Annotated in this window: 12 protein-coding genes; 2 read left to right on the top strand and 10 right to left on the bottom strand. The window is 66.5% G+C overall.

Annotated elements, in window-relative coordinates; all coding sequences use genetic code 11:
- Window positions 1-704 precede the first annotated feature (704 nt).
- The 3 genes from ACFSGX_RS17690 to ACFSGX_RS17680 all read right to left on the bottom strand — a co-directional run bounded on the left by ACFSGX_RS17690 (window position 705) and on the right by ACFSGX_RS17680 (window position 4,569).
- Window positions 705-1,166 (bottom strand): GNAT family N-acetyltransferase, encoded by a 462-nt coding sequence (locus tag ACFSGX_RS17690; protein WP_380931615.1) that lies wholly within the window; start codon window positions 1,164-1,166, stop codon window positions 705-707.
- A gap of 105 nt (window positions 1,167-1,271) precedes the next feature.
- Window positions 1,272-1,826 carry a GNAT family N-acetyltransferase gene (locus ACFSGX_RS17685; RefSeq protein ID WP_380931614.1) on the bottom strand — a complete coding sequence of 185 codons (555 nt, stop codon included), beginning with the start codon at window positions 1,824-1,826 and terminating at the stop codon, window positions 1,272-1,274.
- Between the two features lie 52 nt (window positions 1,827-1,878).
- A complete protein-coding gene (locus tag ACFSGX_RS17680; RefSeq protein ID WP_380931613.1) occupies window positions 1,879-4,569 on the bottom strand; it encodes a TonB-dependent receptor plug domain-containing protein in 2,691 nt (896 codons plus the stop codon).
- Between the two features lie 380 nt (window positions 4,570-4,949).
- On the opposite strand from ACFSGX_RS17680, the gene ACFSGX_RS17675 reads away from it, so the two are divergent.
- Complete coding sequence (locus tag ACFSGX_RS17675) at window positions 4,950-6,056, top strand: TauD/TfdA family dioxygenase (RefSeq protein WP_380931612.1); 1,107 nt, start codon at window positions 4,950-4,952, stop codon at window positions 6,054-6,056.
- Window positions 6,057-6,176: 120 nt separating this feature from the next.
- On the opposite strand, the gene ACFSGX_RS17670 is transcribed toward ACFSGX_RS17675, so the two are convergent.
- Together ACFSGX_RS17670 and ACFSGX_RS17665 are read right to left on the bottom strand one after the other, a co-directional pair.
- Window positions 6,177-6,668, bottom strand: coding sequence for a VOC family protein (locus tag ACFSGX_RS17670; RefSeq protein ID WP_380931611.1), 492 nt, complete (start codon window positions 6,666-6,668; stop codon window positions 6,177-6,179).
- Between the two features lie 10 nt (window positions 6,669-6,678).
- Window positions 6,679-7,506 (bottom strand): DODA-type extradiol aromatic ring-opening family dioxygenase, encoded by an 828-nt coding sequence (locus tag ACFSGX_RS17665; protein WP_380931610.1) that lies wholly within the window; start codon window positions 7,504-7,506, stop codon window positions 6,679-6,681.
- 270 nt (window positions 7,507-7,776) lie between these two features.
- On the opposite strand from ACFSGX_RS17665, the gene ACFSGX_RS17660 reads away from it, so the two are divergent.
- Window positions 7,777-9,057 carry an MFS transporter gene (locus ACFSGX_RS17660; protein ID WP_380931609.1) on the top strand — a complete coding sequence of 427 codons (1,281 nt, stop codon included), beginning with the start codon at window positions 7,777-7,779 and terminating at the stop codon, window positions 9,055-9,057.
- 27 nt (window positions 9,058-9,084) lie between these two features.
- Here ACFSGX_RS17660 and ACFSGX_RS17655 read toward each other — a convergent pair whose 3' ends face one another.
- The 5 genes from ACFSGX_RS17655 to rbsK all read right to left on the bottom strand — a co-directional run bounded on the left by ACFSGX_RS17655 (window position 9,085) and on the right by rbsK (window position 14,362).
- The gene (locus tag ACFSGX_RS17655) at window positions 9,085-10,041 is read right to left on the bottom strand and encodes a helix-turn-helix domain-containing protein (protein WP_380931608.1); all 957 of its coding nucleotides are present in this window, start codon (window positions 10,039-10,041) and stop codon (window positions 9,085-9,087) included.
- A gap of 12 nt (window positions 10,042-10,053) precedes the next feature.
- The gene (locus ACFSGX_RS17650) at window positions 10,054-11,145 is read right to left on the bottom strand and encodes an acetamidase/formamidase family protein (protein ID WP_380931607.1); all 1,092 of its coding nucleotides are present in this window, start codon (window positions 11,143-11,145) and stop codon (window positions 10,054-10,056) included.
- A 101-nt stretch (window positions 11,146-11,246) separates the two neighbouring features.
- A complete protein-coding gene (locus ACFSGX_RS17645; protein WP_380931606.1) occupies window positions 11,247-12,455 on the bottom strand; it encodes an aromatic ring-hydroxylating oxygenase subunit alpha in 1,209 nt (402 codons plus the stop codon).
- Window positions 12,456-12,593: 138 nt separating this feature from the next.
- Window positions 12,594-13,418 carry an oxidoreductase gene (locus ACFSGX_RS17640; protein ID WP_380931605.1) on the bottom strand — a complete coding sequence of 275 codons (825 nt, stop codon included), beginning with the start codon at window positions 13,416-13,418 and terminating at the stop codon, window positions 12,594-12,596.
- Window positions 13,415-14,362, bottom strand: a complete 948-nt coding sequence (gene rbsK, locus ACFSGX_RS17635; protein WP_380931604.1) for a ribokinase — start codon at window positions 14,360-14,362, stop codon at window positions 13,415-13,417. Before rbsK ends, ACFSGX_RS17640 begins: the two co-directional genes overlap by 4 nt.
- Window positions 14,363-14,412 lie beyond the last annotated feature (50 nt).

Raw genomic sequence — 14,412 nt, 5'->3', positions numbered from 1 at the left:
CGCGGCGATCTTGGACTGAGGTTGCGACACCCCGGCGCTCCGTGGCTGCAAGGACGCTCGCCCCGAGCGCGGGAAAGCTCCCTTGCCCACGGTTGACCTGAATTCGCGCGCCTAAGCGAGCCTACGCTGGCAGTTATCGTAGCGAGGGTCTGAGACGGTGCTTCGCTTGCCCGCCATGGTCGGATCGATACGGCCGGACCCATACGCGACCCGTTCGCCAATAATGCCGCGACAGTTTTCTGACCACATTGGTCGCGCAACGCACGCGCTTTGCGTCGCGTCTCATCATGTTCGAGCCGAGTGTGCAGAGCGGCGGTTCGCTCGTTTCCGGCGCTGGATTCTGGCTGCCGCTTAGGCCGTTCGCGGTCAGCGACAATCTGCCGGGAGGGGCCTTACGATCTTGGAACTGAGCGGTGGTGCCGACCCGCGCAGACGCCCGACTGGCGCCGGCGAACAAAGTTTTGTCCGCGAGAGCATGGTTGACCCGCCTCGCCAAGACGGACGCCGACTTCAGAGAGGCCGGAAATCCGAGACGATCGAAAGTCTCAAGCTCCACACGTTTCGAGTGGTGCTCGTTTACGACTGTGTGTGATGCCGCATCGTAGACTGCGGTGAAATTCTGGAAAGCGAAGCGTCCGATGGATGCCTCCTAGAAAGGACCGATCGAGGGGTGAGTTGTGGTCCGTCTGCTGGGCCGCGCTCCGCTATGCGAAGCGCTTCGCCATTTCGGTCGTTGGAGTCCAAGCCATTCGTTCGTAGCAAGGGCGACCGGCATCGGTGGAATGGAGGATGGCGTAGATTATTCCGCGGTCGCGGAAGGCTTGGTCACTCGCCTCCATCAGGGCCCGCTCGACACCCTGTCCGCGATGGGGTGGCTCGACGAAGACGTTCAGGACGTAGCCTCGACGGCAATCCTCGGGGTGTGCGGGATGGGGCGGCCATTCGATCTCCATCAGGCCAACCCCGCCGATGGCTTCTCCGTCGTCTGCTTCGGCCATGAAACCGAAGTAGCGGCCGTCCGCCAGACGCGGTTGCAGCCAAGCCGAGAAGGGTGCCGCCATCGCAGCCAGATCGTGCTCCGCCTTGCCCGCTTCTCGGAACATTTCCTCCCGGTGATCGCAGATACGCGCGTGGTCGGAGAGGGTAACGGGACGCAACTTAATCATGCCGCGGCCTAGCATTCGCGATTTGCGTCGATCAAGTTTCGAGCCAGGCGGTCCTGTGAACGAGGGTTGATTGGGAACATATCCTGATGGGTACGGGCCATCGCGTCAGGACATGTTCCCGATTGGCAAAGCCTTCCCCATCCTGACCAGCGGGACGCCAATCCCGTCGGAGGCCACCGCGATCGGGTCGGCGAGGCGGCGGTAGCCGCAGGCGTGGTAGAGCGGTTCCCCGGCGAGCGTTGCCATCATTTCGGCGTCGCGGAAGCCGTATGACCGGGCGGCGTGTTCGCAAAGGTCGAGGATCGCACGCCCGACGCCGCGGCGGGCGTGGTCCGGGTCGGTGTACATCGCCCGGATGCGGGCGGGATCGGTGGCGGGGTCGAGGGTTTCCGGCTCGCGCGCGACGAGGCTGGTGTCGCCGCCGAACAGCGTCTTGCGATAGCTCCAGCCGCCGCAGCCGACGAGCACGTCGCCAACGAACAGCATGAAATAGGTGCCGTCGCGGAGCAGTTGCGTGTCGAGACCCATGACGTGGTGGCTGGCCCGGACCTGATCGGGGTCGAGGAAGCCGGACTGGAGCCGGTCGATCGCCCGATGGATCAGGGCGTGCAGGCGATCGAGGTCTTCGATCGTCGCGATGCGGTGGGTGAAGTCGGTCAAGGCATGCCCTGTCGGATGTGGCGGTGCAGACTGTCCGCACCGCCACCGGCGGTCAATATTTCACGCGGAGGCGCGTGTAGTAGAAGCCGCCGTTGAACCCGAACGGTCCGCCGGCGCGGGGATAGACCTGCCCGTCCGACGTGCCGCCGGTGATCGGATAGATCTGCACCGTGTTCGTCGCCTTCAGCTTGTCGGGACGCTCGTCGAGGACGTTCTGTGCGCCGATCGCCAGCGTGAAATGCTCGCCGAAATTATAGCCGAGTTCGAGGTCGGTCGTGAACTTGCCGCCGAACCGCTGGTTCGGAACGCCGTTGGTCTGCCCATAATCCTGCGCGCTGGTGAACGAGCTGTAGTAGTTTTCGCGGATGTTGAGGTTGAGGTTGTCGAGCGACCAGTTGGCGTTGAAGACGACGCGGTGCTTGGGCGCCAGATTTTCCGCGTCTATCAGCTGCGCGACGCTGATGATGCGATCGTTATAGTCTACGACCTTGGTATCGTTGTAGTTGTAGGCGAGCGACACGTTGACCAGTGCCCGGCTGAGCGTTGCGCGCCAGGTGCCGACCACGTCGACGCCGCGCGTGCGGGTTTTGAAGCCGTTGGTAAAGTACTGGACCTGTCCGCCGACACCAACCGGCAACAGGGCAGGCTGGGCCGCGAGGTCCGCCGCGCTGACGATGAAGGGCGAGGTCAGGCCGATGCGGTTGCGGAGGTCGATCTGATATCCGTCGACGGTGATCGTCATGTTGCGGACCGGTTCGAGGATGAAGCCGACGCCGTAGTTCGTCGACTTTTCGGGCGTCAGATCCGTCGCGCCATAATATTGCGCGACGGCGGTGTTCGTCGGGTAGGTGCCGCTCTGGAACGCGACGCCGTTGTTGAACGAGGTCGTGACGATCGAGACGTTCGACTGGCCCGGCGATGGGGCGTGGAAGCCGGTGCCGAAGCTGCCGCGGATCGAGAACATGTCGGTCAGCTTGTAGAGCGCGTTCACCTTGCCGACCCAGGCATCGCCGAACGTGTTGTAATGTTCGTAGCGGCCAGCCGCGCCGACCGTGAACGCCTCCGTGATGTCGGTTTCGAGACCGACATAGGCGGCATAGGCCTTCTGGCTGAACTTGCCCGCGGTCTGCGGACTGGTGCCGGCATAGCCGCTGGCGCCGACGCCCTGCGCCGCGGTGGTGCCGGACGGGACGTACACGCCGGGTGCGGTCTGGGTGTAGAGTTGTTGTGCGACGGCATAGGGGCCGGCGGCGTAGGATTGCTCGTCGCCCGCGGTCTGTTCGTAGGTTTCCTTGCGGAACTCACCGCCGAACGAGATGGTCAGCGGGGCGGCGAGGCCGAGGTCCGCGGCATAGGTAAAGTCGGCGTTGGCGTTCACTTCCTTCTGGATCAGGTCGCCGAAGTCGAACGCGGTCTGCGTTTGCGGACCGAAGGAGAAGTTGGCTGAGCTGTACATCGACAGGGACAGCTTGTTGCGGGCGAGCGTGCCGGACAGATCGTAGCTGAAGGCGCCGGACGTGCCCTTGTAGCCGAGCACGCCGTAGATCTGCTGCGTCTTGCCGACGAAGCGCGGCGTGAAACCGGCCGGATAGAGCTCCGCAAAGCGGAAGGTGTTGCCGTCGCGCACGAAGCCGCCGGTCGGGCAGGTGGCGTTGCCGGCGGGGCAGGGCGTCAGGAAGAAGGTGTTGTTGAACGCGGCGTTCGCACCCTGATTGCGGACCACGCCGGCCGTATCGACCGCGGTGCTGGACACCGGCGGGCGGTAGTTGAAGCTCTGGTTGCCCTTATTCTGCGCATAGTTGGCGAACAGGTAGAGCTTGCTGTCGTCGGTGACGTTGAGCGCCGAGTTGAAGACCGTCTTGAACCCGTGCGAGGGCGAGTTGCCCCAGATCTGCACCGGGCCGGGATAGTTGGGCAGTTGCGAGGCGAGTGCGGGGAAGTTCGTGGCGAAATTGGCCGCCGACGGGCGGGTCTGGCCGCGGCTGGTCTGCCCTTCGTCGACATATTCGCCGGTGACGTTGACGAAGCCCCAGTCGCCCTTCAGCCCCGCATTGGCGGCGATCTGGTAGCTTTCGCCGTCGCCGTCATAATATTGACCGGTGCGGCCGACGATCTCGATCCCCTGATCCTCACGCAGGCCGTAGTTTAGCACGCCGGCGATCGCATCGGAGCCATATTGCGCGGTGGCGCCTTCGCGCAGCACCTGCAGGCTGCCGATCGCGAGCGACGGGATCGCCGAAATATCCGGCCCCTGCGCGCCCCGGCCAAGGCCGGTGTCACTGCCGCCATAGACCTGGACCAGCGCGGAGCGGTTGTAGCGTTTGCCGTTGAGCATCACGAGCACCTGATCGCCCGCGAGGCCGCGTAGCGAGGGGGATCGCACGAAGGTCGACGCGTCCGAAATCGAGTTTTGTCCGGCGAAGAAGGACGGGACGATGTTCTTCAGCTGGTCGATCATGTTGGCGGCGGGTTGTACGGCGAAGTCCGCGGCGCTGATGACGTCGACCGGCGAGGGAGAATTGGCGAGCGTCCGGTCGGTTCGGCGCGTGCCCAGCACGACGATTTCACTGGCCGGATCCTGCGATGCCGCCGTGCCCGAGGAAGCGGACGTATCCTGCGCGGCGGCGGCCTGCGCGGTTATCAGCGCCGTTGCGGCGGCCGCGTCCTCATCGGCCGCAAGGGCTGCGGACCCGGACGCGAGCGAGAACGCCAAAGCGACGGTCGAAGTCATGGATCTGATCATCAAGAGCCCCCAATTGATTAAGGCGCTTTCAGATACCCTCTTTCCCCCAGCCCCCCGCCAGACCGTCGATTGTTCGACGCGTCGAACCCTTCTTCCGAGTTACACGGCAAACATTTGCCGCGCCCCCCGGGTATATTGGACATGTCATATTGGACATGTTTCCAACGCCGTATCAAACCGAAAAACAGGTGACGGTGCGATGGAACGCAATTATGTTGCAGAATTGTCGCATGACAGTTTGGTTGCGGTCGCCCGACGGTGAAGTGCCCGTCGGGCGGTTCGGCGGGGTTCAACCTTTCATGTGCGTGGCAACAAGAGGCGGGCCGACGACGCTGGTAGAGACGTGGCATCGCAATTCGCCATGACGACGGGAACGCCAGATGACGCCAGCAGCATCGATCGACAGCCTGCCTCCGCTCCGGGAGATCACGACCGCCGCCGCGTGGCGCGGCGATACGCTGGCGGCGGGCGACAGCTGGATCTACCGTTTGTCGGAGCCGCAGATCGCGGAGCTGGAGCGGCTGGGGACGCAGTTCGTCGAGGACGATCCCGACCTGCGGTTCGTGCAGAAGGAGGCGTATCCGCTGGTCGAATGCCGCGATGCGGTGGAGGAGTGGGGGAACGACGTCGATTTCGGGCGCGGGTTCGTGCTGGTCCGCGGCCTGCGCACGCATCTGTATTCCGACGCGCTGTCGGCGGCGATCTACTACATCCTCGGGCTCTATATGGGTGACCCGATCCGCCAGAACGAGAAGGGCGACCTGATCGATTCGATCTATGCGACGTCCGAGAAGATGATGGACGACCCGACCGCCAAGTCGTCGAAGGTTCGCGATCATCTGGTCTATCATTCGGACTCGTCCGACATCGTGGCGCTGATGTGCCTGCGGCCGGCGAAGGAGGGCGGGGCATCGTGCCTCGTGTCGGGGGCGGAGATCTACAACGAGATCCTGCGCCGCCGGCCCGACCTGGCGCCGTTGCTGTTCGAACGCTATCACTGGGACTGGCGGCGGCAGGATGTGAATGCGCCGGCCGACACCTATACCTCGCCGATCATCGACCTGACCGACGGCGTGTTCAGCATGTATGCGGGGTCGCTCTACATCCTGACCGCGCAGGACTATGCGGGCGTGCCCAAGCTGAGCCCCGAACAGATCGAGGTGCTGAAGCTGTTCGACGAGATCGCGTACGAACCGGGCATGGCGATCGAGATGGATTTCCGGCCGGGCGACATCCAGTGGCTGTCCAACTATGCAGCGCTGCATGCCCGGACGCTGTTCCACGACCATCCGGAGCCGCAGCGCCGGCGCCACCTGTTGCGGCTGTGGCTGAGCCGGCAGGGCAAGCGGCCGGTGATCGACGGGTTCGGCAAGAACGGCGTGGTCCAGGTGCGCGACAAGCCGCGCGCGGGGAAGACGGTCGACGACCAGGGCTTCTTCCGGATCGGCGTGGCGCCGGTGCCGCGGTTGCTGGCGGATCATGGCTGAGGGGGGTCGGTCCCCGGCTTGACCGGGGGCCGCCTCGACCGAGTTCGATGCTTCTAGAATCAGAAAGCCGGCAGTGGGAGCTGCCGGCTTTCTTGTATCAGCGCGGTCTGGGTCCCGCCGTCATTCGCGCGTGTAGGTGGCGGGGACGTCGGGGTCCTGGCCGGCCTTGCCCCACAGGATGATCTCGTTCCCCCATGGGTCCTCGAACGCGTAGTTGTAGCCGTTGAATTCGCTCCAGTAGTGATCCTTCCAGAGGATCTTCGCGCCGCGTGCCTCGGCGGCGGACAGGATGCGTTCGGGCGTGTCGTCGTCGCTGACCATGACCCAGATTCGCGCCTTGCGGTCGCCGCGGCTGAGCGGGGCGGGCCCTGGACCTTCGGGGGTGGGGAAAGGACGCGGGTTGTTCGAGTTGAAGATGCCGATGTGCAGGTTGCCGATCTCGCTCGGGCTGCCGTCCTTGTTCTTGAATTGATCGCCGGGGACGAGGCGGTGATAGACGCCGGTGGGGCGGCCCTCGTTGGTCCAGCCGAACACGTCGGCATAGAATTGCCCGGCCGCCGCCGGATCGTCGGACACCAGATCGACGAAGATGAGCGTGTTTGGGTAGGTCATGCGGTACTCCTCAACCGAAACGATAGGCGGAGACGGTCGCCTCCATGACGACGTCCGAGAAGACGCGGGTGCCGGCGTCCTCGTCGCCCGCGCCGGCGGCGATCATCAGCGGGAGCAGATGTTCCTCGCGCGGGTGGGCGTTGCGGGCGGCCGGCCCTTGCGACCAGTGGGCGAGCGCATCGAGGCGCGCGTCCGTGTCGGGCTGCGCCAGCGACGAGGTCAGCCAGCCGTCGAACGCGGCGGACGGCGCGGTGGCGGCCGGCGTGCGGAACGCGCGCATATTGTGGTAGCTCATCCCCGACGCGACGATCAGGACGCCCTCGGCGCGCAACGCCTTCAGCGCGCGGCCCGCCGCGATATGGTCGGCCGGATCGAGATCGGTCTTGATCGACAGCGGCACGACCGGGATGTCGGCATCGGGAAAGGCGAGCAGGAACGGGATGAAGACGCCGTGGTCGAACCCGCGGGTCGTGTCGGTCCGCGCCGGAATGCCGGCGTCGGTCAGCAACTCGACAATCCGCGCGGCGACCGCGGCGGATCCGGGCGCGGGATATTGCAGTTCGTAGGTGTGCGGCGGGAAGCCGTTATAGTCGTAGATCATCTTCGGCGCGGGCACGGATGCGACGGTGAACTCCCGCTCCTCCCAATGACCGGACACGACGACGATCGCCTTGGGCCGCTCGGGCAGCGTCGAGGCGAGGCTCTTCAGCCAGGCCGCCATCTTGTCCCACGTGTCCGCCGGGCCGCCCATGACCGACCAGTCCATGAAGAAGCAGGGGCCGCCGCCGTGCGGGATGAACAGCGTGGGTTGCAGGGGCGGGGTTGGGTGGTCGGGCATGATGCGGTCCGATCGGAGGTGAAGCGTAGGGGGCGTGTGTATCGTCGCGGTGCGGATCGACGCTTGTCCGAGCGCGCCAGGATTCTTGCAGCGCGCGTCGGCACGGCCGGACCGCCGGCAAAATATGCGCGGGACGCACACTCTTTTGTCGAAGCGGCGCAGCGGGGCGAATGCTTTTGACCGGCCGGTCCGCATCGGATCGAACAGGGGCAGCATGACAGGGCACGCTTCGGCGGTGCCCCCCAGACCATCCCGGGAGTGATCGCACCCATGGCCACCTTACCGTTCCGCGCCACATCGAAGAGGGAGGCGAACCCCGCGCGCGGCGTCGCGATCGCCTGCACGATCGGCAACATGCTGTGCCTGACGACGACGGTCAGTTCGGTGTTCGGCGTGTTCCTCGTGCCGATCTCGGAGGATTTCGGCTGGCCGCGCGCGCATGTGACGGCGGTGCTGGCGATCATCTCGCTGGTCAGCATCGTCGCGTTCCCGATCGTCGGGCGGCTGATCGACATCTTCGGCGGGCGCAAGGTGCTGCTGATTGGCAATGTCGCGTTCGCCGCGAGCGTCGCGCTGGTCAGCCAGATGCAGAACAGCATCGTCCAGTTCTACATCCTCTACGCCATGATCGGCGTCGCGGGCGCGATCCCGTGTACGGCGATGTTCTCCAAGGTTATCTCCGAATGGTTCGACGAGCGCCGCGGGCTGATGCTGGGGGTGAGCGCGGGGATCGGCAACGGCGTCGGCGCGACGGTGATGCCGATCATCGCCGCGACGCTGCTGCCGGCGATCGGCTGGAAGGCGAGCTATGCGGTGATCGGGCTGATCGTCTTCGGGATCGGGTTTCCGACGCTGTACTTCCTGTTGAAGGATGCGCCGCGCAGCGGGGATGCGGTGTCGGCCGATCGTCCCCAGCCGGTGGCCACGACCGGATCGACACTGGGCGAGGCGGTGCGCAGCCTGCCGTTCTGGCTGATCATCCTGAGCCTGGGGCTGGGCGCGGGTTGCCTGACCGCGGTGTTCAGCCATGTCATCCCGGTGCTGACCGACCGCGGGATCGACCTGGGGCTGGCGACCGTGGTGATGTCGGTGCTCGCGCTGGTGACGGCCGGCTGGCAGGTCGCGGTCGGGTCGCTGCTCGATCGGATCACGTCGCCGCGGACGGCGGCGCCCGGGTTCCTGGTGGCCGCCGCGGGGCTGTGGCTGCTCGCCAACAGCACGGGGACCGGTATGCTGGTGCTGGCCGGCGCGTTGCTCGGCGTGGGCCTGGGGACCGCGTTCGGCGCGCTGCCCTATTTCATCTCGCGCTATTTCGGGCTGCGGCATTACGGGACGATCATCGGGGTGATCTACGCGATCGTGATGGCCGCGCAGGGGGCCACGCCGTATCTGATGGACCTGTGGTTCGACGCGCACGGATCCTATGCCGGATCGATCGTGGCGATCGAGCTCTGCCTGCTGGCGATCGGCGCGCTGATCCTGACGTTCCCGCCCTATACGGTAAAGATCAGCGCGGCGGAGGTCGCCGGGGTGAACCACGGCGGGATCTAGCCGGCGCGGCGCGGGGCGGCCGGAGCGTCAGGCCCGCGCGGCGCCGCCGCTCTGGCGGTGCTGGCTGGGGGACAGGCCGAAGCGTTCGCGGAACGCGCGGCTGAAATGCGCGGCGTCGGTGAAGCCCCAGCGGAAACAGATTTCCGAGATCGCCAGCTGGGCATGGATCGGACTGACCAGATCGGCATAGCAGCGTTCGAGGCGGCGGCGCTTGAGATAGCTGGAGAAAGTCGTCGCGCTGCCGGTGAACAGTTTCTGGACGTAGCGCGACGACACGCCGTTGTCCGCCGCGACCGTTTCGAGCGACAGTTCGGGATCGTGCAGCATCGTTTCGATCCGCATGCAGATGCGTTTAAGGTGCGAGGCGCGCGCGCCGGCCGCCCCGCCGCGTGATTCGATGCGGCCGTCGCTGGCGAGGCAGGCGACCAGGAACTCGATGATCGACTGTTCGATCGGCTGGAACTGATCGTCGGTCAGCATGTCGAGCGTGCCGGCGATGTTGGCGAGCAGGCCGTGGAAGATCCGCTGGATCCCCGACTGGGCGCCGAGCAGGCCGACCCGCTGGCCGAGCGGGATGATCAGCCGCGGGCCGACCGCGAGCTGCGGCAGCTTGATGAACAGCATCTCGAAATCGGTCGTCAGGCGAAGCGTTGAGTCGACGCCCGATGCGCCGACCACGATCGACCCCGGCTGCATCGTTGTGACGACGCCGCCGGCCTCCAGCACCGCCTCGCCCGCGATCAGCGCCGCGAGCCAGATCGCGGAATTATGATCGGCGTTGCGCCCGCCGAACGTCTGCGCCGTGGACCGCACCACCGCGAATTCGGACCCGAGTGCGGTGGTGGTGACCGACACCGACCCGGTCATGCACGACAGCGCGGCGGGATCGGCCACGGGCAGCTTCAGCCGGCGGAGCGTATCGATCCACACCGCTTGGCGCTCCGCCGCCGGCACCGTATCGAGCGAGAAGGTCCAGATCGGCATGGTCGGGGGTCGTCACTCCGGGTCTTTGACCGAGCCCTTGCAGGGGAAGATGCCACGGTCGATGCGGACGTGGATACCCTTCGTCCCGTCGACCACCTGTGTCACGCCGAAATCGGCGGCGACGGACATCAGCGAATAGGCGTCGTTCCGCGACAGGCCCTGATGTTCGGTCAGCAGATGGAGCATGTCGACCGCGGCGTTCTTCATCGCCTGGTTCAGATCCTCGTGGAAGCCGTGGACGATCCAGTTGTTCGGCGTCTCCAGCAGCGGCGAGGGGAAGCTGAAATCCTTGCGCAGGACGATCTGGAACAGGCAGTTGAGCGATGCCTCGATCGCCGTGCCGGAAATTTCGCCGTCGCCCTGCGAGACATGCGGGTCGCCGATCGAGAACAGCCCGCCGGCGACCTGGACCGGATAGTACATCGTGGCGCCAGCGCCGATCCGCCAGTTGTCGATATTGCCGCCGTGCAGGCCGGGCGGGATGGTCGACACGCGTTCGCCGACCGCGGGCGCGACGCCCGCGGTGCCGAGATGCGGGCGGGCCGGAATCGTGATTCCTTCCAGCGCCAGCATCCGGTCGCATTCCGCGCAATGCGTGATGACGCCGGGGGTCAGATAGGTGCCGGGGAAGTCATAGGCGTAATGCGCCGATGCGGTGTTGGTGTTGGGGTTGAGCGCGTAGATCGTAACGCGTTCGCGGCGATCGAACTCCTCGTACAAATGGCCCCAATTGGCGGCGAGGTTCGACCCGTAGTTGAACCGCGGCGTCATCTGCAGATAGCGGACCTCGAGCATGTCGCCGGGCTCCGCGCCCTCGACGAAGATCGGGCCGGTCATGATGTGGACGCCGGGATTGCGATCGGATTCCGGTACTTCGGTGAAGATGCGGGTGATCGCCTCGTCCATCATCAGGTCTGGCGCGTCGCCGGCATGGTGCGTCACCGCCTCCGCCATCACAAGGTCGCCGGACCGGATGCGGAGCGCGGGTTTGATCTCCGGGTGGAAATAGCCCCAGTGGATCGTCTCCGGCGTGGCACGCAGCAGGTGCAGGTCGCGGGTCTCGGTGTCGGGGCGGATTTCGCCGGGTGCGCAGATCAATGCCATGTGGAAGGCCCCTGTGTTCAGGTCGGTTAAGGCGGACGCGGGGAAGCGGCCCGCCCGAGACGATCCCGGGCGGTGGCACGCTGTCGACGCGGTGCGGACTGTCAGGCGGTGGTGAGTGCGGGCTGCACGGCGGGGCCGGTCAGCCGGTCGTAGGTTTCGCGGTAACGCTTCACGAGCCAGCGGTTGAATTGGATCTGCGCGCCCTCCTGCCATGCGTAGCGGCCGCGCGGGGCGAAGCGGGAACGCAGGCCGACCTGGACCAGCGCATCGACATGCATGTCCTGGTCGATGATGTGCATCGCCGCGATCATGTTCATTTCCATCTTGTGCGCGAACGATGGGTGGCGCGAGGCGCCGGGAGCGACCAGCACGCCGGTATCCTGCTCCATCGTCTCCGGCCCGGTCGGGCGAAGGATGAGGTAGATGACCATGTCGCTCATCATCACCAGCGACAGCGTGGGCGGGATGTTAGCGAACGTCATGCGGTTGCGGTCCGTCTCGTCGAGCCCCGGGAACACCGGCAGCAGCGCGCGCTGCGTGGCGTTGAAGCTGGCGTCGGGATGCAGCGTGCCGTTGTAGCGCAGGAAACCCGCGTCGGCCGGATCGGCGTCCGGAAACTCGGCGCGTTCGGAAGGCACGAAGTCGTGCAGCGGACCCTGGTGCAGTTTCGACGCGTGGTAGCCGTCATTGTTGTTTTCGAACATGACCTTCCAGTTCCACGGGAACACGCCGGGTTCGCGCGGGCGCTCGCCCTCCGCATTGGCCAGGTCGTAATGCGCGATCGCATCGGTGACCGCGGTCAGCCGGGGGGCGAGCGGGGCGGCGTCCATGTCGAAATTGACGAAGACGAAGCCCTGCCAGATCTCGACCTTGAACCGGGTCAGGCCGTGGTCCTCCTTGCGGAAGTTGCAGGTCTTTTCCATCGCGGGCGCGCCGGTCAGCCGCCCGTCGAGCCCGTAGGCCCAGTGGTGATAGGGGCACAGGAACATCCGCGTGTTGCCGGACCCTTCGGCCACCAGCATCGCGCGGTGCGCGCAGACCGAGGACATCGCGTTCACCTGCCCGTCGCGGCCGCGCGCGACGACGATCGGTTCGCCGACGATCTGCGTCGTGAAATAGTCGCCGACGTTCGGCACCCAGCTTTCACGGCCGGCACAGAGCCATTCGTGATAGTAGAGCGCCTCCTTCTCGAACTCGTAAAAGTCCTTGTCGGTGTAGCATTCGGGCGGCAGCGTCTGCGCCTCCGACAGGTCGATGGCCGAGGAGTCGAGCGACGCGATGAAACCGGCGGCGGGCAAACGTGCGGGCATGGTGATCAGCACCCCATCTGATCGTTGTGTGGCAGCGCCCCCGGATCAAACCGTCCGGGCGGATACCAACATCGACGGGACTACACCGCAGCCGCCCGCCATTCTTGTTCCCGGGCGCACGGTAAGTTGCAGCGGAGGCTAGTCGGCGGCGATCGACAGCGTCAGCGGCCGCCATGCCGCGATGTCCGCCTGCATTGCGGCGATCTCGCCCTCCGCATAGCCGAGCGCATCGGCACCGAGCAGCAGGCGGAGCGGGGGCGCGTCGGAATCGACCAGGGTCAGGATCGCCTGCGCGGCCTTGACCGGATCGCCGGGTTCCGTGCCGGCATGGGCGGCGAGGGTGCGTTCGGCCTGATGCGCGGTCGCGTCGTAGGCCTCGATACGGGCGTCGGCGAGGCGGAGCGAGGGGCCGGCGAAATCGGTGCGCAGACCGCCGGGCGCGACGTTGGTGACGCGGATGCCGAGCCCCGCCAGTTCCTGCGCCAGCGTGCGGCCGATGCATTCGACCGCGAACTTGCTTGCGCCGTAGATGCCGGTGCCGGCCCAGGGTGCCCAACCGCTGACCGACGTTATCGTGACGATATGCCCGGCGCGGCGCGCGCGCATCGCCGGCAACACCGCCTGGATCACCGCGATCGTCCCGAAGACGTTGGTTTCGAACAGGTCGCGGACCTGGGCGAGGCTCGTCTCCTCGATCGCGCCGACCATGCCGAAACCGGCGTTGTTGACCAGCACGTCGATGCCGCCGTGATGCGCCTCGACATGCGCGACGGCCGCTGCGATCGCGGTGGTATCGGTGACGTCGGCGATCAGCGCGACGGCGTTGGTGGGGTGGAGCGCGGTGAAGGCATCGGCGGCCGCGTGGCTGCGGACCGTGCCGGCCACGATGTCGCCGCGGGCCAGCGCCGCCTTCGCCAGATCGCGGCCGAGACCGCGCGAGACGCCGGTGATGAACCAGATCATGCGGGATCGCCGCGGCGGGCAAGGAGGGTTTCGACTTCACTACGCGTGGGGGCGGAGTCGGCGGAGGCGCGCGAGACCGACAACGCGGCGGCGGCCGATGCGAATTCCATCGCGCGCAGCAGCGGGAAGCCGCGCGCCAGTTCGCAGGCGAGTGCGGCGTTGAAGACATCGCCCGCGCCGGTGGTGTCGACCGCCGCGATCCGCAGCGCTGGCTGGAAGACGAGCATGCCGCCGATCAACGCCGCACTGCCGCGCGGGCCGAGCGTGACGAGCCCGTCGCGTGCCCCGCGCTGGCGCAGGTCGTTGAGCGCGGCGTGGATGGCGGCATCGTTGCTGCCGTCGATCCCGGTCAGGTCGGCAAGCTCGGTCTCGTTCGGCGTGACCAGATCGGCGAGCGGGAACAGCGCCAGCGCCGCGCGGTCGGACGGCGCGGGGTTCAGGATCGTGCGGACAGTGTGGCGGCGGGCGATCTCCAGCGCGGCCTGCACCGTCGGCAACGGCACCTCGAGCTGCACGACGACGGCATCGGCGCCCGCGATCAGCGCGGTGGCGGCCTCCACCATCGCCGGGGTCAGCGCTGCGTTGGCGCCGGGTGTCACGACGATGCTGTTCGATGCGTCATCGGCGACGAGGATGTGGGCGGTGCCGGTCGCGGTGCCGGCGGTGGTGGTGACGTGCGCGACATCGACGCCGCGTGCGATCAGATGCGCGCGGGCGGCGTCCCCGTGCGCGTCGTCGCCGATTGCGGCGACCATGTGGGTTTCGGCACCTAGGCGGGCCGCGGCGACCGCCTGGTTCAGCCCCTTGCCGCCGACGACCGTTTCCGATCCGCGGCCAAGGATCGTTTCGTTGGGGCGGGGCAGGGCGGCCACGCGCAGGATGATGTCGGTGTTCACGCTGCCGATGACGACGATACGCGGCACGGCCTTGGACGAGATGGTCATCGCGGCTCCTGATGGGATCGACGCATTCTGGCAGTTGTGCGCGGCCAACG

The organism is Sphingomonas arantia (assembly GCF_042682045.1).
Lineage (GTDB): Bacteria > Pseudomonadota > Alphaproteobacteria > Sphingomonadales > Sphingomonadaceae > Sphingomonas_R > Sphingomonas_R arantia.
The sequence above is the reverse complement of the archived record's forward strand: the minus strand, read 5'-3'. Positions and strand labels throughout refer to the sequence as shown.

What these genes read in the sequence shown, in the direction of transcription:
- ACFSGX_RS17690 (WP_380931615.1), bottom strand. Translation starts at nt 1,166, where the DNA reads ATGATTAAGTTGCGTCCCGTTACCCTCTCCGACCACGCGCGTATCTGC.
- ACFSGX_RS17680 (WP_380931613.1), bottom strand. Translation starts at nt 4,569, where the DNA reads ATGATCAGATCCATGACTTCGACCGTCGCTTTGGCGTTCTCGCTCGCG.
- ACFSGX_RS17675 (WP_380931612.1), top strand. Translation starts at nt 4,950, where the DNA reads ATGACGCCAGCAGCATCGATCGACAGCCTGCCTCCGCTCCGGGAGATC.
- ACFSGX_RS17670 (WP_380931611.1), bottom strand. Translation starts at nt 6,668, where the DNA reads ATGACCTACCCAAACACGCTCATCTTCGTCGATCTGGTGTCCGACGAT.
- ACFSGX_RS17665 (WP_380931610.1), bottom strand. Translation starts at nt 7,506, where the DNA reads ATGCCCGACCACCCAACCCCGCCCCTGCAACCCACGCTGTTCATCCCG.
- ACFSGX_RS17660 (WP_380931609.1), top strand. Translation starts at nt 7,777, where the DNA reads ATGGCCACCTTACCGTTCCGCGCCACATCGAAGAGGGAGGCGAACCCC.
- ACFSGX_RS17655 (WP_380931608.1), bottom strand. Translation starts at nt 10,041, where the DNA reads ATGCCGATCTGGACCTTCTCGCTCGATACGGTGCCGGCGGCGGAGCGC.
- ACFSGX_RS17650 (WP_380931607.1), bottom strand. Translation starts at nt 11,145, where the DNA reads ATGGCATTGATCTGCGCACCCGGCGAAATCCGCCCCGACACCGAGACC.
- ACFSGX_RS17645 (WP_380931606.1), bottom strand. Translation starts at nt 12,455, where the DNA reads ATGCCCGCACGTTTGCCCGCCGCCGGTTTCATCGCGTCGCTCGACTCC.
- ACFSGX_RS17640 (WP_380931605.1), bottom strand. Translation starts at nt 13,418, where the DNA reads ATGATCTGGTTCATCACCGGCGTCTCGCGCGGTCTCGGCCGCGATCTG.
- rbsK (WP_380931604.1), bottom strand. Translation starts at nt 14,362, where the DNA reads ATGACCATCTCGTCCAAGGCCGTGCCGCGTATCGTCGTCATCGGCAGC.